Raw genomic sequence first — 16,786 nt, 5'->3', positions numbered from 1 at the left:
TTTATAGACAAACGCCCTAAGCCAAATCGGCCTAGGGCGGTAAAAATATCAAAGACCCGATATCCTGTTAATCACAAGGCAGCTCCGCTTAAGTGAACTACGTTGCTGTATATACAGGGCTTTTTGCTATCAATTAAATTCAGTCTGCCGTGAGTTCGCCACAGAGGTTTTGCTGCATCTGCCGTCTTATCTCTTCTGTGCCCAGCCCTTGGGAGAGCAGGTAGTGCAACTTGGTCAAGGCGGCTTCCGTAGTCATATCGGCGCCACTGATAACGCCTGCCTTGGCCAGGGCGTTGCCTGTGGCATAACCGCCCATATTGACTTTACCCTGCAGACACTGGGTCAGATTAATAAGCACAGTGCCCTTGTCGTTGGCCCGTTTGAGGGTTTCCAGCAAGGCGGGATCCTGCGGTGCATTGCCGACACCATAGGTCAGTAATATCAGGGCTTTTACCGGTTGCTGCAGTATGTTGTTGAATACCTCGGTGGAGATCCCGGGATACAGAGTGACCACACCTATGGGATGAGGAGTAATGGGCGCCACTTTCAAGGGCTTATCGCAGGGCGGCGCAATTTTTCCGGCCCGCAGGCGAATTTTGATCCCGGCTTCCAGCAATAAAGGGAAGTTCGGCGAGGCAAAGGCATCGAAGCCGTCGGCATGGGCCTTGGTAGTGCGGTTGCCGCGGAATAGTTTATTGTTGAAGAACAGGCAAACCTCGGCAACCGGATAATTGGCCGCGATATACAAGGCATTGAGCAGATTGGTCTGGCCGTCTGAGCGCAGCTGTGACAGCGGAATTTGCGAGCCGGTGACGATAACCGGCTTACCGAGATCCTGCAGCATGAAAGACAGTGCCGATGCGGTAAACGCCATGGTGTCTGTGCCGTGAAGAATGACAAAGCCATCATACTTGTCATAGTTGGCCTGAATGTCGTCGGCTATCATCTGCCAGTGGCTGGGGGCCATATTGGAAGAGTCTATCAGCGGACAATATTCCTGGATCACGAACGTCGGCATCTCTTCATGAAAAAACTCCGGCATGGAGTTGACGCATTCTGTCAGGAAGCCGGCGACCGGGGCAAAGCCGTTACTGGTTTTTTGCATCCCTATGGTGCCGCCCGTGTATGCGACATAGATGGACTTTTTTTTGTTCATAATCTGGCTTTAGTTTTCACTGGGGCAAAAGAGAGGCCGGATTATAGCAAATCAAGCCCGGCAGCATAAGGCACAAAAAAGCCCGGCGAGCCGGGCTTTCAGGATTATCAGTAACTGCAGTTATCGCAGTAAAGATAGACGCCGTTAGGGTCGTCAAAGGCGGCAAACTCTTCCAGTACCTTGCTCCATTGAGTCAGCAGTTTTTCCAGCACGCTGGACTGCTTGACGCTGTGTGGCAGATAAGCGGAGACACTGGCGAACATCTCCTGAATGAAGAGTTGCTCAGGTGTCAGCTCCTGCTCTATCACTCGGCTATCGAACTTATCCAGTCCGGCCATTTCGGCGGCCTTGGCGATGGCGCTATCGAGATCGCCCAGTTCATCCACCAGACCCAGCTCCAGAGCTTTCTTGCCGGACCAGACGCGGCCCTGGGCAATCTTATCCACCTGTTCGAGTGTCATATTGCGCTCGTTGGCGACCAGCGAGATAAAGTCTTTGTAGCCGCGTTCGATATGGCGCTGTATCACCGCCTTGACGCCATCGGAAAGTGGCCGGGTAACAGAGAGACCGGCCCAGTCGGAGGTGGCCACTCCATCAGTATTGACACCGATTGAAGACAGAGAGTCCTCGAAGGTGGTTATCATGCCGAAAATACCGATGGATCCGGTCAGGGTAGTGGGGTTGGCATAGATATAATCGGCGCTGGCCGAAATCCAGTAACCACCGGAGGCCGCCATGCTGCTCATGCTGACTACCACAGGCTTACCGGCTTTCTTCAATGCCAGCACTTCCTGACGAATTTGCTCGGAAGCAAAGGCGCTGCCGCCGGGGCTGTCGACCCTGAGCACTACGGCCTTGATAGTGTCATCGAAGCGGGCCTTACGCAGCAGGGCAGAGGTACTTTCACCGCCGATATCACCGGCAGGTTGACTGCCGTTGAGAATATTACCCTTGGCCACTATGATGCCCACTCCTTCGGTGGGTACCAGCGCCGGCAGTGGTGCCATCAGCTTGGCATAGTCGTAGTAGCTGACCTGCTTGAAGCTATCTCCTTCCTTGCTTTTGCCTACCAGGTCCAACATCGCCAGGCGGAAATCTTCAGCGCTGGCCAGTTTATCAACCCACTTGAGGTTAACCGCCATGGTGCCGGAATCACCATCGGCTTGTTCCAGCTGTGCCAAATAAGCAGTTGCATTAAGGCCCAGGCTGGATTTGTCTATGCCGCGATTGGCGGCTACAGTGTCTGTGTAACTGCCCCAGATGTCGTTGAGCAGTACAGAGTTGGCTTCTTTCGCCGCTTCTGACATGTCATCACGGATAAAAGGCTCAACCGCTGACTTGAAAGTGCCGACACGGAAAATGTGCGCCTTGATTTTTAACTTATCCAGGGCCGATTTATAGTATTGACGATAGCGGCTCAGGCCATCTACCGCCACCATGCCCTCAGGGTTGAGGTAAACAGTATCGGCAAAACTCGCCAGGAAATACTGATTCTGATCATAATAGTTACCTATGGCAACCACAGGCTTGCCACTATCTTTGAATTCGTTGAGTGCTTGGCCTATGGCGCTGAGCTTACTCAGACCACCGTATTGCAACTCGGACAGATCTAATACCAGAGCCTTGATCCGCTTGTCATTGGTGGCGCTGTTAATGGTATAGAGCACATCACTCAATAAGATTTCGCCGTTGACATCGGGTCCTTTGCTTTGGCTTAACATCGCCTCGAACGGGTCAACCTGGCGCTTTTGATCCACTATGCCGCCGGCCAGGTTCAATACCAGCGCCGAGCCATCCTCAACTTGGATTTCATCACTGCTGACCATGGCGATGACCACGGCTATCAAAGCGATGAAGAATAGCGGGAAGAACACTATGTTCAACACCAGCTTGCGAATGAAGTTGATCACATTCCAGATCAACATCAGGGTATTCTTGGTTGTCAGGGGTTTTGCGGACATAGCCACTCCATTTTTCCATGCATTCCGTTAATGCTAACTGAAAATAGCTGCAACGGGAAAATACATTTGTAAGTGATTTTATTCCTGAGCTTTCACTGCGTTAGCTGATGAGGCGCCGGCGGCCAATGCTTTATGTTGAGCTTGATGGCGGCTCAGGTTATGCTGATTTAAATCACTTGTTTAAAAAGGATGTTTTAATGTCGGGCTTTCCTCACTTATTAGAACCCTTGGATCTGGGGTTTACCCAGCTAAGAAACCGGGTACTCATGGGTTCCATGCATACCGGGTTGGAAGAAGAAAAGGGCGGTTTTGAGAAACTGGCACACTTCTACAAGGAGCGGGCGCTGGGTGGTGTGGGTTTGATTGTCACCGGCGGCATTGCGCCCAACTTTCGCGGCCGTTTGGCCCCCAATGCCTGTCAGCTGAGCTTTCCCTGGCAAGTGGGCAAACACAAAATCGTTACCCGAGCTGTGCATGAGGGCGGCGGCAAGATCTGTATGCAGATCCTTCATGCCGGCCGTTACGGCTATCATCCTTTTTCGCTGGCACCGAGCAAGGTCAAGTCACCCATTACCCCATTTACGCCGAGCGCCATGTCGTTGCGGCAAATCCGCGGCACCATAAAGGATTATGCCACTTCTGCCGAACTGGCCAAACGGGCCGGTTATGATGGCGTAGAGGTGATGGGCTCTGAAGGCTATCTCATCAATCAGTTCATCTGCGAGCGGGTCAATCAGCGCAGTGATGAGTACGGCGGCAGTTTTGCCAACCGTATTCGCCTGCCACTGGAAATTGTTCGCGCTATCCGCGCCAAGGTTGGGCCCGAGTTCATCATTATCTTTCGTCTGTCTATGTTGGATCTGGTTGACAAGGGCTCAAGCCTTGAGGAGGTCATTGAGCTCGGCAAAGCGCTGGAACAAGCCGGTGTCACTATCATCAATACCGGCATAGGTTGGCATGAAGCCAGGATCCCGACCATAGCCACCAGCGTACCCAGAGGCGCCTTTGCATGGGTCACTGAACGTTTGAAAAAAGAACTCAGTGTTCCTTTGGTGGCCACCAACAGGATCAATACGCCTGAGATAGCCGAGCAGATCCTCGACTCGGGGCAAGCGGATATGGTGTCTATGGCCAGGCCTTTCCTGGCTGATCCTGAGTTTGTCAACAAAGCTGCGGCCAATCAAAGCGAAGCCATTAATACCTGCATCGGCTGTAATCAGGCTTGTCTCGATCATACCTTCTCGCTCAAGCGTGCTACTTGCCTGGTTAATCCAAGAGCCTGCTATGAGACAGAGATTAATTTCCCCAAGACTGAGTCACCCAAACGCCTGGCTGTGATGGGCGCGGGCCCGGCTGGGATGGCATTTGCTGTTTACGCCGCTGAGCGGGGGCACAAGGTGACCTTGTTTGAAGCCCGAGATGAAGTCGGTGGCCAGTTTAACCTGGCGCGCAAGATCCCAGGTAAAGAGGAATTCAACGAAACCATACGCTACTTCAAGAATCGCCTCGCACATTTTAAGGTGGACTTGCGTTTGAATACGCCGCTCAACGCCTCAGTGCTCAGGGATGAACCTTTTGATGAGTTGGTGGTTGCCAGTGGTGTTGTGCCAAGAGAGCTCAACTTGCCCGGGTTTGATTCCCCCAAGGTGGTCAGCTATCAACAGGTGCTGCGGGGCGAGGTGGAAGTCGGCCGGCGGGTGGCACTTATCGGCGCCGGCGGCATAGGTTTTGACTTGGCGCATTTCCTCGGCGAGCAGGAGTCCAGCACGCTGGAGCCGGAACGTTGGTATCGTCAGTGGGGCATAGACACAAGTTACGCCGAGCGCGGCGGACTGGCCAAACAAGCCCAGGCGCATGCCCCGGCCAGAGAGCTGTATTTGTTGCAACGCAAGAAGAGCAAGCTGGGTAAAGGCTTAGGTAAGACCACGGGCTGGATCCATCGCATGGTGCTTAAGCAGCACAAGGTGACAGAGCTCAGTGGGGTCAGCTATGAGCGCTTTGATGACCAGGGATTGCACATACTGATTGATGACAAGCCGCAGCTGCTGCCTGTGGATACTGTGGTGATCTGCGCTGGTCAGGAATCCAACCGTGTGCTGTTGCCGGAACTGGAAGAGTGCGGCTTGCCAATGCATCTCATTGGCGGCGTTGATGTCGCTGCCGAGTTGGATGCCAAACGCGCCATTCGTCAGGGTGCAGAATTGGCGATGAGGATCTAGTCTCTAACCGGGCTTAACTCCCCGCCACGGCGGGGATTTTTTTGCTTTACTTATAACCTTATTGTCGAAAAGCTGACACACAACAGCATCGGATTGGAGAGATATCAATGATGAAAACTACCATGGCGAGTAGCTGCGCGCTGGCGCTGTTGACCGGCTTGAGTTTAGTGGCAACCACCGCTGGTTCAGATAATCCGGTTTCCGTTGAAACGCTTGCCTATGATAAGGCGCTGGCCCATGCACTCGGTGCCGATAAATATGGTATGAAACCTTATGTGATGGCGTTTTTAAAGGCGGGTCCCAATCGAAGTGGCAGCAAAGAACAGCGCGCCGAGCTTCAAAGAGCGCACATGAGCCATATTCAGCGTTTGGCGCAAGAGGGCAAACTCGTGTTAGCCGGGCCCTTTATCGATGGCGGCGAGTGGCGGGGGATTTATATCTTTGATGTCGCCAGTTTGGCTGAGGCTGAAGCCTTGACGGCCAGCGATCCTGCGGTTCAGGCCGGTAGCCTTATCATGGAACTTAAAGCCTGGTACGGTAGTGCGGCATTGCTGGAGGTCAACCGTATTCACACCCGAATAGCCGAGTCACAGCCTTGAGTGACAAGCTTCGATAGCAACACTAAATGAGCGTTTCAAAGCCGTTTGAGAATATCTTTCTGCACTGAGCTCAACCCGGGCGGCGGTAAAAAACCGCCCAAGCCGCGTTCGATACGCAGATGCTGCAAATCCAGTGCCCGGGTCAGGGGCACGAAGAGGGCGCCGGGATGAAGGATATATTCGCTCACCAGGTTGAAGCCACCGCCACAGATAACTCTTTGATACTGCCAGCCAATATCTGAGGCCGGGTATAGCTGCAGCCGGGTTAATCCGGGTTTGTGCTCTTTGTTGTTGCAGTTGTTGAAGTCGCTCAGAGCACTCTTATCAAGGGGTTTGCTATCAAGGGGGGCGCTATTAAAGCCTGCATCAGCGCTTGGGTGCGGCGGCGCAATAATATCTATCTCTTCTCCCGCCTTTGCGGCGTGTTCAAGCAGCAAAGCCTGCTCGGCAAGGCTTCCCGAGTGGATCACCAGAGTCTGTTTAGGCTTTTCAAGACCCTTTGGGGTTGCATCTTGGGACTTGTCTTCGCCGAGTAACGGCAGCCAGAAGCGTGGGCCCGTTTGATTGGAGAGCGCCTGTTCCTGCTCCGGGGTCGGCCATTCACAAAACCAGATTTGCTGAAAACGGGGAATATGGGCAACGCGCTGGCGATAGACATTCCAGTTGAGCAATCTGGCGATATAGACAAGTTTGCCAGGCAAGGGGATATCACCAAGCTCGCCCCAAATGCCCCCGGGAAAGGCATCTATCAGCATGAGCCGACACGCTTGTTGCTTGTTGAGCGATGCCAGTAACTGCTTGAGCCAAGCGCTGAGTTCGGCTCGGCTTTGAAGCCTGGTCGGCAGACTTAAGTGTTGAATGCCCTTTGGTAGCAGCGTGTCGACCGCTAACGGCAGTGGACTTGTGATCACCAACGCTTGCTGCGCCTTGATAAAGCCGAGCACTTTCAGTGCCCGGCTCAAGTGCCCGAGCCCGCCGCCGGGGGCGTAATAGATAAGCATCAGTGATTCGCCGTTTGAGCGACCAGTGTCTTGATGGCAGCCAAATAACGCTCGGCTTCAGCCTCGGCGCTGCACTGACTCAGTACCGTTTGGTACAAGGCCTGGCTCTTGGCGGCGCGAATCGAAGCCGTATCGGTTTGCCAACGCACCAACGCATCCAAAAGAGACTCCGCCGAAGTTGGATGAAACAGATAACCTGAGTCCGTTTGGCCGAGGAGATTATGGGCCGCGTCACTGTCAGTCAAACGGTCATCGAAGACATGCTTTTCGCGCTCATGCAGGCTGTCGAAGATAAGATCGGCCATACCGCCGCAGCAGGCGCCGAGCACAGGGATGTTAAGCGCCGCCGCCTCCAGCAGCACATTGGGCGTTCCCTCATAGAAAGAGGGAATAGCGATAAGGTCGCATACCAGATAACGGCTTATCAGCTGATACCTGTCAAGAAACGGCTCCAGGGTGTAACTGCCCTCGGGCAGGGTCTGCAGCAGCTCGGCGGCGCTTTCATCCAGCTCGCCAATCAGCAACAGATGGCAGCTGTGTACCAAGGGGCTGCGTTTGAAAGTCTCGATAAAAAAGGCCAAACCTTTTTTCTCTTTCAAATGGCCGAAAAGGCCAATCACAGGCTGACTGGGATTTTCCAGGTTATTGGAACGCCAGGCTTTGGCTTGCTCTTTGTCCAGCGGCAATGGTTGCCAACGTTCGCTATCCAGGCCATTACTCATGTTGTGCACTCTGACTTGCGGCCACAGGGCTTTGACCCGCTTTGCCTTGTCGGCGCTGACGGTCAATACCAGTGCGCTGGCTTGCAGCGTATCCTGCAGCACTTGATAGCGACGATGATCGAGAATACTCAAGTCGAAGTCGTTGCCGCGCAGCAATGTGATAAGCGGTAGCCCAAGCCAGGCGGCAAAGACTCGCCCGGCATGCATGGAGAAGGGATAGCCATAGGCAACAACAGCATCATATTCACCCTCCAGCTTGTGCCATAGAAGATTGAGCGAGTGCGCCGGGTTTGTACCCATGGGGAAGCTGTGATCGCAACCCTGCTCGGCAAAATAGCCGGTCTCCTTTTCCAGGCCGCCGGAGCGTAAATGATAAAGGGTGATATGTACCCCGAGTCGCCGCAAATGGCGCACCAGTCTATCGCAGGATAGTGCCATGCCGCCTTTGGCCGGCGGGTAGTGTTGAGTCAGCCACAGTAGCCTGGGGTTAGCTGTCATAGATATCCCGATATTCGTAATCCGGCAACTGCTCATCATCTTCGTCGACAGGGAGCTCAAAAGCGGCAAAGTCCTCGGCATCAAACTCCTTGTTGTAACTGCCGTGTTTGGTGTGCAGTTGGTACCAGGCACTGCCGAGATACAGTTGTTTGAGGGCGAAACCGGCAAGCGGATCCTCGGGTTTAACGCCTTGTAGGCTCAATTGCTCATACTTGGTGCCTGAGCGCGGATCTTCATAGACTTCCTTGCCGACCTTCAAGGGTTTGGCGGCGCACTGAAAACACAGACCGGTTTTGGGATCCAGGTGATGTTCGCAGACACTGGCTTGGCACTCACTGCAACTGCCAACGGCAGGTTGGCCGCAAGAGCTGAGGGTGAAAAAACCGATTTTTAGCTGACACTGACTCATATTATCCCCTGGCTCGAATACTGGTCTGTTGATAGGACTTGGCGATGGTTCTGAGAATATTCTCGGCATCCATCAAACGCGACTCACCGATAAATTTAAAGGTGGAGTTGGATTTCACTTTGGTGATGCCGTTTTGAGTCTGTGCCTTGCTCGTTGGTGCCAGTTTGGTTTTACGCAGATGGTAGTGATCAGGATTCAAGGTCAGGCAGCTGCGAATGCTGCGCCGTCCCTTGTACTTGATCTTGGTTTTGACCTTGCCTCGGGCGTTGCGACGGGTGCGTTTACGACGACAGATAACATCATCCACCCGCAGTTGCAGCTCATTGCCGTCTTTGAGTTTGGCCCTGAATTGCAACAGTGGCACTTCAAAGTAGGCCAGTTGGGTGCTCTTCTCAGGCTTTTCGGTTCGGGCCGGCTTACGTTTGTGTATGGAGTCGAGATCCAGTTTCAGCTGCACGCTGTTGGTCTCCATCGCCAGTACCTGCATTAACTTGATAAGACCGGTGCGCACATTGTCGTTGACGTCCATACGGTTGCAGCTGTGAAGCAGTAATATCGAGGCCAGGGTCAAACCCACCAGGGTATACACCACCAGGTGAGGCACGGGCAGGAATATGCTGACAATAGTGAAACCTATCAACCAATTGCGGCTGCGGCGAAACTGGCGTCTCAATGGGCTGCCCATACGATCCAATCGGGTCAGACGCTTGAGAAACAGTAACCAGTGCTGGGTCGAATGGGTTGCATCCAACTTCTTGGTGCGGATAAATTCCTGCTCCGCCGGGGTTAACTGCTTGAACACTTTGCGCATTCGCCAGTAGTGAAGCGGGGCGTTAAAAGGGTTTATGGCTGTTTCCATATCGTTTCCTTGACATTAAACAGGTGCTATTAAACGAGTAGCTATCAAGCGGTAGCTTGCATTGGGCCTTGGCTCAGCTGTATATACAAGTCGCTGAGCTGAGCGCAGATCTGTTGCCATTGGAACTGCTCTGTCACCCTTTGTTGGCCCTTGAGTCCCAAATATTTGGCCTTGGCCGGTTGACTGAGCAGCTCAATACAGGCTCTGGCGAGCTCGGAGGGCCTGGAGGGGGGAACCAAGAGCCCATGCTTTTCATGGGTTACCAGCTCACGAATAACCGGCAGATCCGAGGCGATAACTGCGGTGCCGCAAGCCATGGATTCGAGCACTTTCAAAGGGCAGCATCCCTGAAGCATGTTGCGCCTGCAGGGCGTGAGCGGCGCCAAAGATGCGCTCGCGGCCTGGATTTTTTGCCTGAGACTGGCTTGGTCCAGCCCGAAATGCAGCGAAACACAATCTTCCAGTTCCATGGACTTGAGCCAGGCCTTTACCTGCCGGGCCTGGCGATTTTCGAGTGACAGGCAGAGATCCAGCTCGACCTCCAACTGCTGACGCACCAAGGCAAAAGCTTTGAGCAGATCCCTAAGCCCTTGCCAGCGCTGGGCGGCACCAAAATAGATGAGCCTGGGCAGACTCGCATCCTCTGCTTGCCTTAATGGCTCGGCAGGCGGCAACTCGGCGCCGTTTGGCAGATAGACTACTGGAGTGGTAGTGCGTTTTTCAAGGCCGGCAGCCGTGAGTTTTGAAGGTGTCACAATCAGATCGGCACCATCCAGGCAACGCTGCTCCCAGGCGCTGATTTTGGCCAGGGTTTTTCGCGGCAGCGACAGGTGAATAGGCAGCTCTATGCTGGGCAGGGCATTAACCTCATAGACAAGCTTGAGCGCTGGATTGTCCTTGCGATGATCCAGCAAAGGCACCCCCGCCCAGGGGTCGCGAAACTGCGCCAATGTCAGGGTATCGCGATTTTGCCTGAGCAGCCCCCCAAGCTGATTGGCATAATCCAGCGCCTTGGCAAGCACGTTATTGCCCGAGCTTGGGTTTAGCTGGTGCCTGACGATACTGACCTCGCTGCTTACCTCGTAGGGATTGCTGCCGAGTGACAGGGTTTCCTGCTGCCAGGAAGGCATTTGGGGATCACCTTGTAGATAGAGCATACCAGGGGACTGGAAGGCAAACAGGGTTGACGCCATATAACGTATATGGGTCGAAGCGCCTTTGGGCAGAGGGTAACGATCAAAAGCGCAATAAAGACTTTTGAATGAATAACTTGAGTCTGATTTCATAAGTCCGGCAGAGTACCGGAGTCAGGCAGGATTTACAACGAAAAAACGCTTGTTTGACTGTAGGAGATCTGCCATTGACGGTGTTTTTTGCGCTTGTGTCAGGCCAAGTGTTTAACCCGCAGCAGCGGCATGTCGGCGCCTTCGCTGGAGAGATCCAAGTCCAGATCTTCCGTGGGCACACAGCAGCAGGGCAGACATTCATCCGCCTGTAACTCGGCCAATGGCGTGGTCAGGTAAGTGACCGCGCCACTGCGCACCCGGGTCTTGCAGGCGCCGCAAAACCCGCTGCGGCACTCGGAAAAAATGCTCACCTTACGGGCTTCGAGCGCTGCTAGGAGAGTCCTGTGCTCTGTGGTATACAGCAGCAGGGGCTCTCCGCGCAGCAGCACGATAGGGGCTTTGTTAAAGGTCAAAGTCGGAGAACTCATCGTCGTCGACAGCCGAATCTATCTGGCCGACCAGGTAGGATGATACTTCCACTTCCTGAGGCGCGACCTGTACGGCATCGCTCTCCAGCCAGTTTTTCATCCAGGGAAGGGGATCGCTCTGCTCACTGTATGGTGCGCCCAGGTTAACCGCTTTCATTCTCTGATTGGTAATGAACTCCACATACTGGCATAGAATGGTTTCGTTCAGGCCTATCATGGAACCATCCTTGAACAGGTACTTGGCCCAAGCCTTTTCCTGCTCGGCGGCGCGCAGGAACAGATCGTAAGCTTCCTGCTGGCACTCTTTGGCGATTTCACCCATCTCAGGGTCATCTTTGCCACCCTGCATCAGGTTGATAATGTGTTGGGTCGAGTTCAGATGCAAAGCTTCATCGCGGGCGATCAGGCGAATGATTTTGGCGTTGCCTTCCATCAGTTTGCGCTCGGCAAAGGCAAAGGAGCAGGCGAAGCTGACGTAAAAACGTATCGCTTCAAGCGCATTGACCGACATCATGCACAGATAGAGGGCTTTTTTGATGGTGCGGGTAGTGACTTCAAGCGTGCGACCGTTGACGTCAAACTTGCCTTCACCATGCAGGTGATACAGCTGAGTCAGCTCGATAAGGCGGTCATAATACTCGGCAATATCGCCGGCGCGCTTGAGGATCTCCTCATTGACCACTATGTCATCGAACACCACGGATGGGTCGTTGACAATATTGCGAATGATATGAGTGTAGGAACGGCTGTGAATGGTCTCGGAGAAGGACCAGGTTTCAATCCAGGTTTCCAGCTCAGGCAGGGACACCAGTGGCAGGAAAGCCACATTGGGGCTGCGGCCCTGAATCGAGTCCAACAGGGTTTGGTACTTGAGGTTGGAGAGGAAAATATGCTTTTCATGATCCGGCAGGGCGCCGAAATCGATTTTGTCGCGGCTGACATCCACTTCTTCTGGGCGCCAGAAGAAAGACAACTGCTTTTCGATCAGTTTCTCGAATACTTCGTACTTCTGTTGATCGTAACGGGCCACGTTAACCGCCTGACCGAGAAACATAGGTTCGCGGGTGGCATCGTTGGGGGTTTGACAAAAAATTGAATAAGCCATGATCTACTCTTTCCAAACAACGGGGCCACCTGGGCCCCGAACTTGTTACTTAATCCTGCTTAAATCTTGCAGGCGCCGCCGGCACAACCGTCGTCTTCCTTCTCAATGCTGGTAATGTCATCGAATTTGTCGGAAGCACCATCACGGGTGTTATGGTAGTAAAGGGTCTTGACCCCGAGTTTGTAGGCGGTCAACAGATCCTTGAGCAGCAGCTTCATCGGAACCTTGTTACTTTCAAACTTGGATGGGTCATAGTTGGTATTGGCCGAAATCGCCTGATCGACAAACTTCTGCATAATACCCACCAACTGCAGGTAACCGTCGTTGCCGGGCATCTGCCACAGCAGTTCGTACTTGTCCTTGAGTTCTTCGTAATCGGGCACCACTTGTTTGAGCTGGCCATCTTTACTGGCCTTGACGCTGATAAGGCCGCGTGGAGGCTCAATACCATTGGTGGCGTTGGAGATCTGCGAAGAGGTCTCGGATGGCATCAGTGCCGACAGAGTCGAGTTACGCAGGCCATGCTGCTTGATATCGTGACGCAGAGCATCCCAATCCAGGTGCAGCGGCTCATCACAAATCTTGTCCAGATCCCGCTTGTAGGTATCTACCGGCATGATCCCCTGAGAATAAGTGGTCTCATGGAACAGCGGGCAGGCACCCAGCTCTTTGGCCAGATTCATCGAGGCCTTGAGCAGGTAGTACTGTATGGCTTCAAATGTTCTGTGGGTCAGGCCGTTGGCGCTGCCGTCAGAGTATTTCACGCCGTTCTTGGCCAAATAGTTGGCGAAGTTGATGACCCCGATACCCAGAGTGCGGCGGTTCATCGATGCCGTCTTGGCAGAAGGAATAGGGTAGTCCTGGTAGTCCAGCAGGTTATCCAGGGCGCGCACAGCCAAATCGGCAAGGCCTTCCAGTTCGCCCAAGTCTTTTATCGCACCCAGGTTCAGCGCTGACAGAGTACAAAGGGCGATTTCACCATTTGGGTCGTCAATATTGTTCAGTGGCTTGGTTGGCAGGGCAATCTCAAGACACAGGTTGGACTGACGCACTGGGGCCACTTCGGCGTTGAACGGACTGTGGGTGTTACAGTGATCCACGTTCTGCACATAGATACGACCTGTGGAGGCGCGCTCCTGCATCATCAGCGAGAAGAGCTCGACCGCTTTTAGGGTCTTCTTGCGAATGCTCTGGTCCTGCTCATATTTCACATACAGGCGCTCAAACTCGTCCTGATCGGCAAAGAAGGCGTCATATAAGCCGGGAACGTCCGATGGGCTGAACAGGGTGATGTTCTCACCTTTAATCATCCGCTGATACATCAGCTTGTTGATCTGTACGCCGTAGTCCAGGTGACGGATACGGTTGTCTTCAACACCACGGTTATTTTTCAGTACCAGCAGCGATTCAACTTCCAGGTGCCAGATAGGGTAGAACAGAGTTGCAGCACCGCCGCGAACGCCGCCCTGGGAGCAGGATTTCACCGCAGTCTGGAAATACTTGTAGAAAGGCAAACAACCTGTGTGGAAGGCTTCACCACCACGAATAGGGCTTCCCAGAGCGCGAATGCGGCCGGCATTCACACCGATACCGGCTCTCTGACTGACATACTTGACGATGGAAGAGGCCGTGGCATTGATGGAGTCCAGGCTGTCGTCACACTCGATCAACACGCAAGAGCTGAACTGACGGGTCGGCGTACGCACGCCGGACATGATAGGGGTCGGCAAAGAGATCTTGAAGGTAGAAACCGCATCATAGAAGTCTTTGACATACTGCAGCCGGGTTTCCTTCGGATAACGGGCAAACAGGCAAGCGGCCACCAGAATATAGAGGAACTGGGCACTTTCGTAGACTTCATGAGTCACACGGTTTTGCACTAGATACTTGCCTTCCAGCTGTTTGACGGCGGCATAGGAGAAGTTCATATCGCGCCAATGGTCGATATAGCTGTCGAGCACATCCAGTTCTTCACGGCTGTAGTCTTCCAGCACATGCTTGTCGTACTTGCCCATGGCGACCAACTTGCTGACATGATCGTACAGTTTTGGCGGCTCAAACTGACCAAAGGCCTTCTTACGCAAATGAAAAACAGCAAGGCGAGCGGCCAGGAACTGATAGTCCGGAGAGTCGGGAGAGATCAGGTCGGCGGCAGCCTTGATAATGGTTTCATGGATGGCCTCGGTGGGGATGCCATCGAAAAACTGCAGGTGAGAACGCAACTCCACCTCGGAAACCGAGACGTTGTTTAATCCTTTGGCTGCCCAGGTGATAACGCGGTGGATCTTATCGAGATCTATCGTCTCGCGTGCGCCACTGCGTTTGGTAACTGTCATAGTGCTATTCATTGAAGATAGGCCTTGGTTGTAATATCTGTGAAATGACGCGACGGCGTCATTAAACCTTCCCTTGTAAAACAATCAACCGAACAGTTAACGACGGCGGCCCGAGAGGGCTCTGTTAACCGGGAGTTTCCAGTGCAAGACTAGTATGTCTGATTGCTACCGATACACAAGATATGGTGTTTTTCTATATTTTGGATAACAAGATAGTGAGGTATGGCACTTTTTGCAAGCCTGAGTTTTGGGTATATCTTGTGGATATCTTGAGGATATTGACTGGCCGATTCCGCAAAGCGGCATCATTGCTGGCGCACAGTCGTCATGGTCAAAATTCAAGCGATCTCACTCAAGGTGATCGACTGCTAAAATAAGCAGCGATCCGCGATCCCGCGCAGATCCGGTCGGTTAAAGCAGCATCCGGACTGCGACTTTCTTTAAGGTCTTGTCTACTCAGGAAAACAGTGCCAATTTAGTGCTTGTCTTACCTTGTTACCACAATGGCAGCGACATCACTGCCTGTGGATGATTTAACTGCCAATCGGCACCCCATTCCGCCGGTTTATCCTCGGCCGCCAGATATCCCCACATGGCGATGGCAGAGGGCATATTCACCGCCTGCGCCGCTGCTATGTCGCGCTCGGCATCGCCAAGATAGAGAATACGTTCGGGAGCGCAGTTAAGCTGCTGAGCAGCCAGCAACATAGGGGCTGGGTGGGGCTTACGATAGAGGGTTGTATCGGCACTGACCACAGCATCAAAGCGCTTAAGCAGCCCCATGCGCTCTAACAAGGGCCGGGTAAAACGCGCCGGTTTATTGGTGACAATCCCCAGCGGTAAGGCTCTTGATAGGGCACTGTCCAGCAAGGCTTCTATGCCTTCAAACAAACAGGCTTTTTGGCCGTTAACCGCATCATATTCCCTGAGCATCGCTTGCCGGAGATGCTCCTGTTCCTCGGCTGAGGCTTGGGGCACGGCGGCTTGCACCATGGCAAGCGAGCCGTGAGAGGCCAGAGTGCGAAGAAGTTTGCGCTTATCCTCTATCGATACCCCATGGAATGCAAGGGCCAAGGCCAGTGCTTCGGTCAGGTCCTCGGCGGTATCCACCAGAGTCCCGTCCAAGTCGAACAGAATCCCTTGAAACGGCAGCTTAGGCGTCATGGCATCAGTCCTGGCGTTGGCAGGCAATCATATAGTTGACTTCAACGCTCTTGGTGTAACTGAATACGCCACTCAAGGGGTTGTATTTGATGCCCAGCGCGTCACGGCACAATAGTTCGGTGTTTTCTGCCATGGCAATTAATTCGGATGGGCGGATAAACTTACTGTGGTCATGGGTACCTGCCGGCAGCATTTTCAGCACATACTCGGCACCGAGTATGGTTTGCACCCAGGACATGATGTTGCGGTTAATGGTGGAGAAGAACACCCAACCTCCGGGCTTGACCATATCGCAACAAGCCTGGATCACAGATTGCGGATCCGGTACATGCTCGAGCATCTCCATACAGGTAACAGTGTCGTAATGCCCCTGATGATTCTGGGCATGCACTTCGGCGGTTTCCTGCAGGTAGTCTATGCTGACGCCGGCTTCCAGTGCATGCAGCCTGGCGACTTCCAACGGCTCAAAGCCCATATCCAACCCGGTGACCTTGGCGCCAATGCGGGCCATGCTCTCGGACAGAATGCCACCGCCGCAGCCGACATCCAGTACCTGCTTGTCAAAGATACCGCCGGATTGAGCGTCTATATAATTAAGGCGCAGGGGGTTGAGTTCATGCAGTGGCTTGAATTCACCGGCAGGATCCCACCAACTGGCGGCCATACTTTCAAACTTGGCAATTTCCTGAGGGTCGACATTGGGTTGAGAAGACATATTCAGACCTGAAACAGCAATAATAAAGATGTGCCCATTATAACCATATAAGCCATAGGGAAGGGCAGCATAAATTGGCGCCTCAATGTGATCGATAGCACTAAAGGCCAAAAGCTGCACAAAATATCGGCAAGATTCGGTTTTTGATGATAAAAACAGCAACGGAACTCATGTCTATGACGGTGATATCTGCCCCCGCTCGCGACTTGTATCATGCCCTTGGCGTTTTTGGCTGCAAAGGCGGCTTTAAGGACTTCCGACATTAAATAACTGTGTTAGAATGCCAAATCACGTTTGTTGGGCTCGACAATGACACGGATTACAAGTT

At 53.3% G+C, this 16,786-nt stretch carries 14 protein-coding genes; 2 read left to right on the top strand and 12 right to left on the bottom strand.

Going from position 1 to position 16,786, the window contains the following annotated elements; all coding sequences use genetic code 11:
* Positions 1 to 139: 139 nt before the first annotated feature.
* Together ansA and sppA are read right to left on the bottom strand one after the other, a co-directional pair.
* On the bottom strand, positions 140 to 1,156 hold the full coding sequence (gene ansA / locus ACF8D4_RS17135; RefSeq protein WP_044734515.1) for an asparaginase: 1,017 nt from the start codon (positions 1,154 to 1,156) through the stop codon (positions 140 to 142).
* A gap of 107 nt (positions 1,157 to 1,263) precedes the next feature.
* The gene (gene sppA / locus ACF8D4_RS17130) at positions 1,264 to 3,117 is read right to left on the bottom strand and encodes a signal peptide peptidase SppA (protein WP_335914941.1); all 1,854 of its coding nucleotides are present in this window, start codon (positions 3,115 to 3,117) and stop codon (positions 1,264 to 1,266) included.
* 197 nt (positions 3,118 to 3,314) lie between these two features.
* On the opposite strand from sppA, the gene ACF8D4_RS17125 reads away from it, so the two are divergent.
* A complete protein-coding gene (locus ACF8D4_RS17125) occupies positions 3,315 to 5,336 on the top strand; it encodes an FAD-dependent oxidoreductase (RefSeq protein WP_392468899.1) in 2,022 nt (673 codons plus the stop codon).
* Positions 5,337 to 5,443: 107 nt separating this feature from the next.
* Positions 5,444 to 5,935, top strand: coding sequence for a YciI family protein (locus tag ACF8D4_RS17120; RefSeq protein ID WP_392468896.1), 492 nt, complete (start codon positions 5,444 to 5,446; stop codon positions 5,933 to 5,935).
* Between the two features lie 35 nt (positions 5,936 to 5,970).
* On the opposite strand, the gene ACF8D4_RS17115 is transcribed toward ACF8D4_RS17120, so the two are convergent.
* From ACF8D4_RS17115 to ubiG, 10 genes are all read right to left on the bottom strand, one after another.
* Complete coding sequence (locus ACF8D4_RS17115) at positions 5,971 to 6,936, bottom strand: hypothetical protein (RefSeq protein ID WP_144225175.1); 966 nt, start codon at positions 6,934 to 6,936, stop codon at positions 5,971 to 5,973.
* Complete coding sequence (locus ACF8D4_RS17110) at positions 6,936 to 8,156, bottom strand: glycosyltransferase family 4 protein (RefSeq protein ID WP_392468893.1); 1,221 nt, start codon at positions 8,154 to 8,156, stop codon at positions 6,936 to 6,938. The genes ACF8D4_RS17115 and ACF8D4_RS17110 overlap by 1 nt, the downstream gene beginning before the upstream one ends.
* On the bottom strand, positions 8,146 to 8,565 hold the full coding sequence (locus tag ACF8D4_RS17105) for a hypothetical protein (RefSeq protein WP_144131023.1): 420 nt from the start codon (positions 8,563 to 8,565) through the stop codon (positions 8,146 to 8,148). Before ACF8D4_RS17105 ends, ACF8D4_RS17110 begins: the two co-directional genes overlap by 11 nt.
* A gap of 1 nt (position 8,566) precedes the next feature.
* Positions 8,567 to 9,424 carry a hypothetical protein gene (locus tag ACF8D4_RS17100; RefSeq protein ID WP_045282790.1) on the bottom strand — a complete coding sequence of 286 codons (858 nt, stop codon included), beginning with the start codon at positions 9,422 to 9,424 and terminating at the stop codon, positions 8,567 to 8,569.
* A 44-nt stretch (positions 9,425 to 9,468) separates the two neighbouring features.
* The gene (locus ACF8D4_RS17095; RefSeq protein ID WP_392468889.1) at positions 9,469 to 10,710 is read right to left on the bottom strand and encodes a glycosyltransferase family 4 protein; all 1,242 of its coding nucleotides are present in this window, start codon (positions 10,708 to 10,710) and stop codon (positions 9,469 to 9,471) included.
* A gap of 98 nt (positions 10,711 to 10,808) precedes the next feature.
* The gene (yfaE, locus tag ACF8D4_RS17090) at positions 10,809 to 11,138 is read right to left on the bottom strand and encodes a class I ribonucleotide reductase maintenance protein YfaE (RefSeq protein ID WP_037436974.1); all 330 of its coding nucleotides are present in this window, start codon (positions 11,136 to 11,138) and stop codon (positions 10,809 to 10,811) included.
* A complete protein-coding gene (gene nrdB / locus ACF8D4_RS17085) occupies positions 11,113 to 12,243 on the bottom strand; it encodes a class Ia ribonucleoside-diphosphate reductase subunit beta (RefSeq protein WP_025010421.1) in 1,131 nt (376 codons plus the stop codon). The genes yfaE and nrdB overlap by 26 nt, the downstream gene beginning before the upstream one ends.
* A gap of 59 nt (positions 12,244 to 12,302) precedes the next feature.
* The gene (gene nrdA, locus ACF8D4_RS17080; protein ID WP_025010420.1) at positions 12,303 to 14,591 is read right to left on the bottom strand and encodes a class 1a ribonucleoside-diphosphate reductase subunit alpha; all 2,289 of its coding nucleotides are present in this window, start codon (positions 14,589 to 14,591) and stop codon (positions 12,303 to 12,305) included.
* Between the two features lie 483 nt (positions 14,592 to 15,074).
* Positions 15,075 to 15,743 (bottom strand): HAD family hydrolase, encoded by a 669-nt coding sequence (locus tag ACF8D4_RS17075; RefSeq protein WP_392468886.1) that lies wholly within the window; start codon positions 15,741 to 15,743, stop codon positions 15,075 to 15,077.
* 4 nt (positions 15,744 to 15,747) lie between these two features.
* A complete protein-coding gene (gene ubiG, locus ACF8D4_RS17070; protein WP_044735812.1) occupies positions 15,748 to 16,458 on the bottom strand; it encodes a bifunctional 2-polyprenyl-6-hydroxyphenol methylase/3-demethylubiquinol 3-O-methyltransferase UbiG in 711 nt (236 codons plus the stop codon).
* Positions 16,459 to 16,786: the final 328 nt, after the last annotated feature.

Origin of the sequence: Shewanella sp. YQ_9 (assembly GCF_043103185.1) — a bacterium.
Taxonomy (GTDB): domain Bacteria; phylum Pseudomonadota; class Gammaproteobacteria; order Enterobacterales; family Shewanellaceae; genus Shewanella; species Shewanella algae.
Note: the sequence above shows the minus strand (reverse complement) of the source record. Positions and strands in the feature narration are given on the sequence as shown.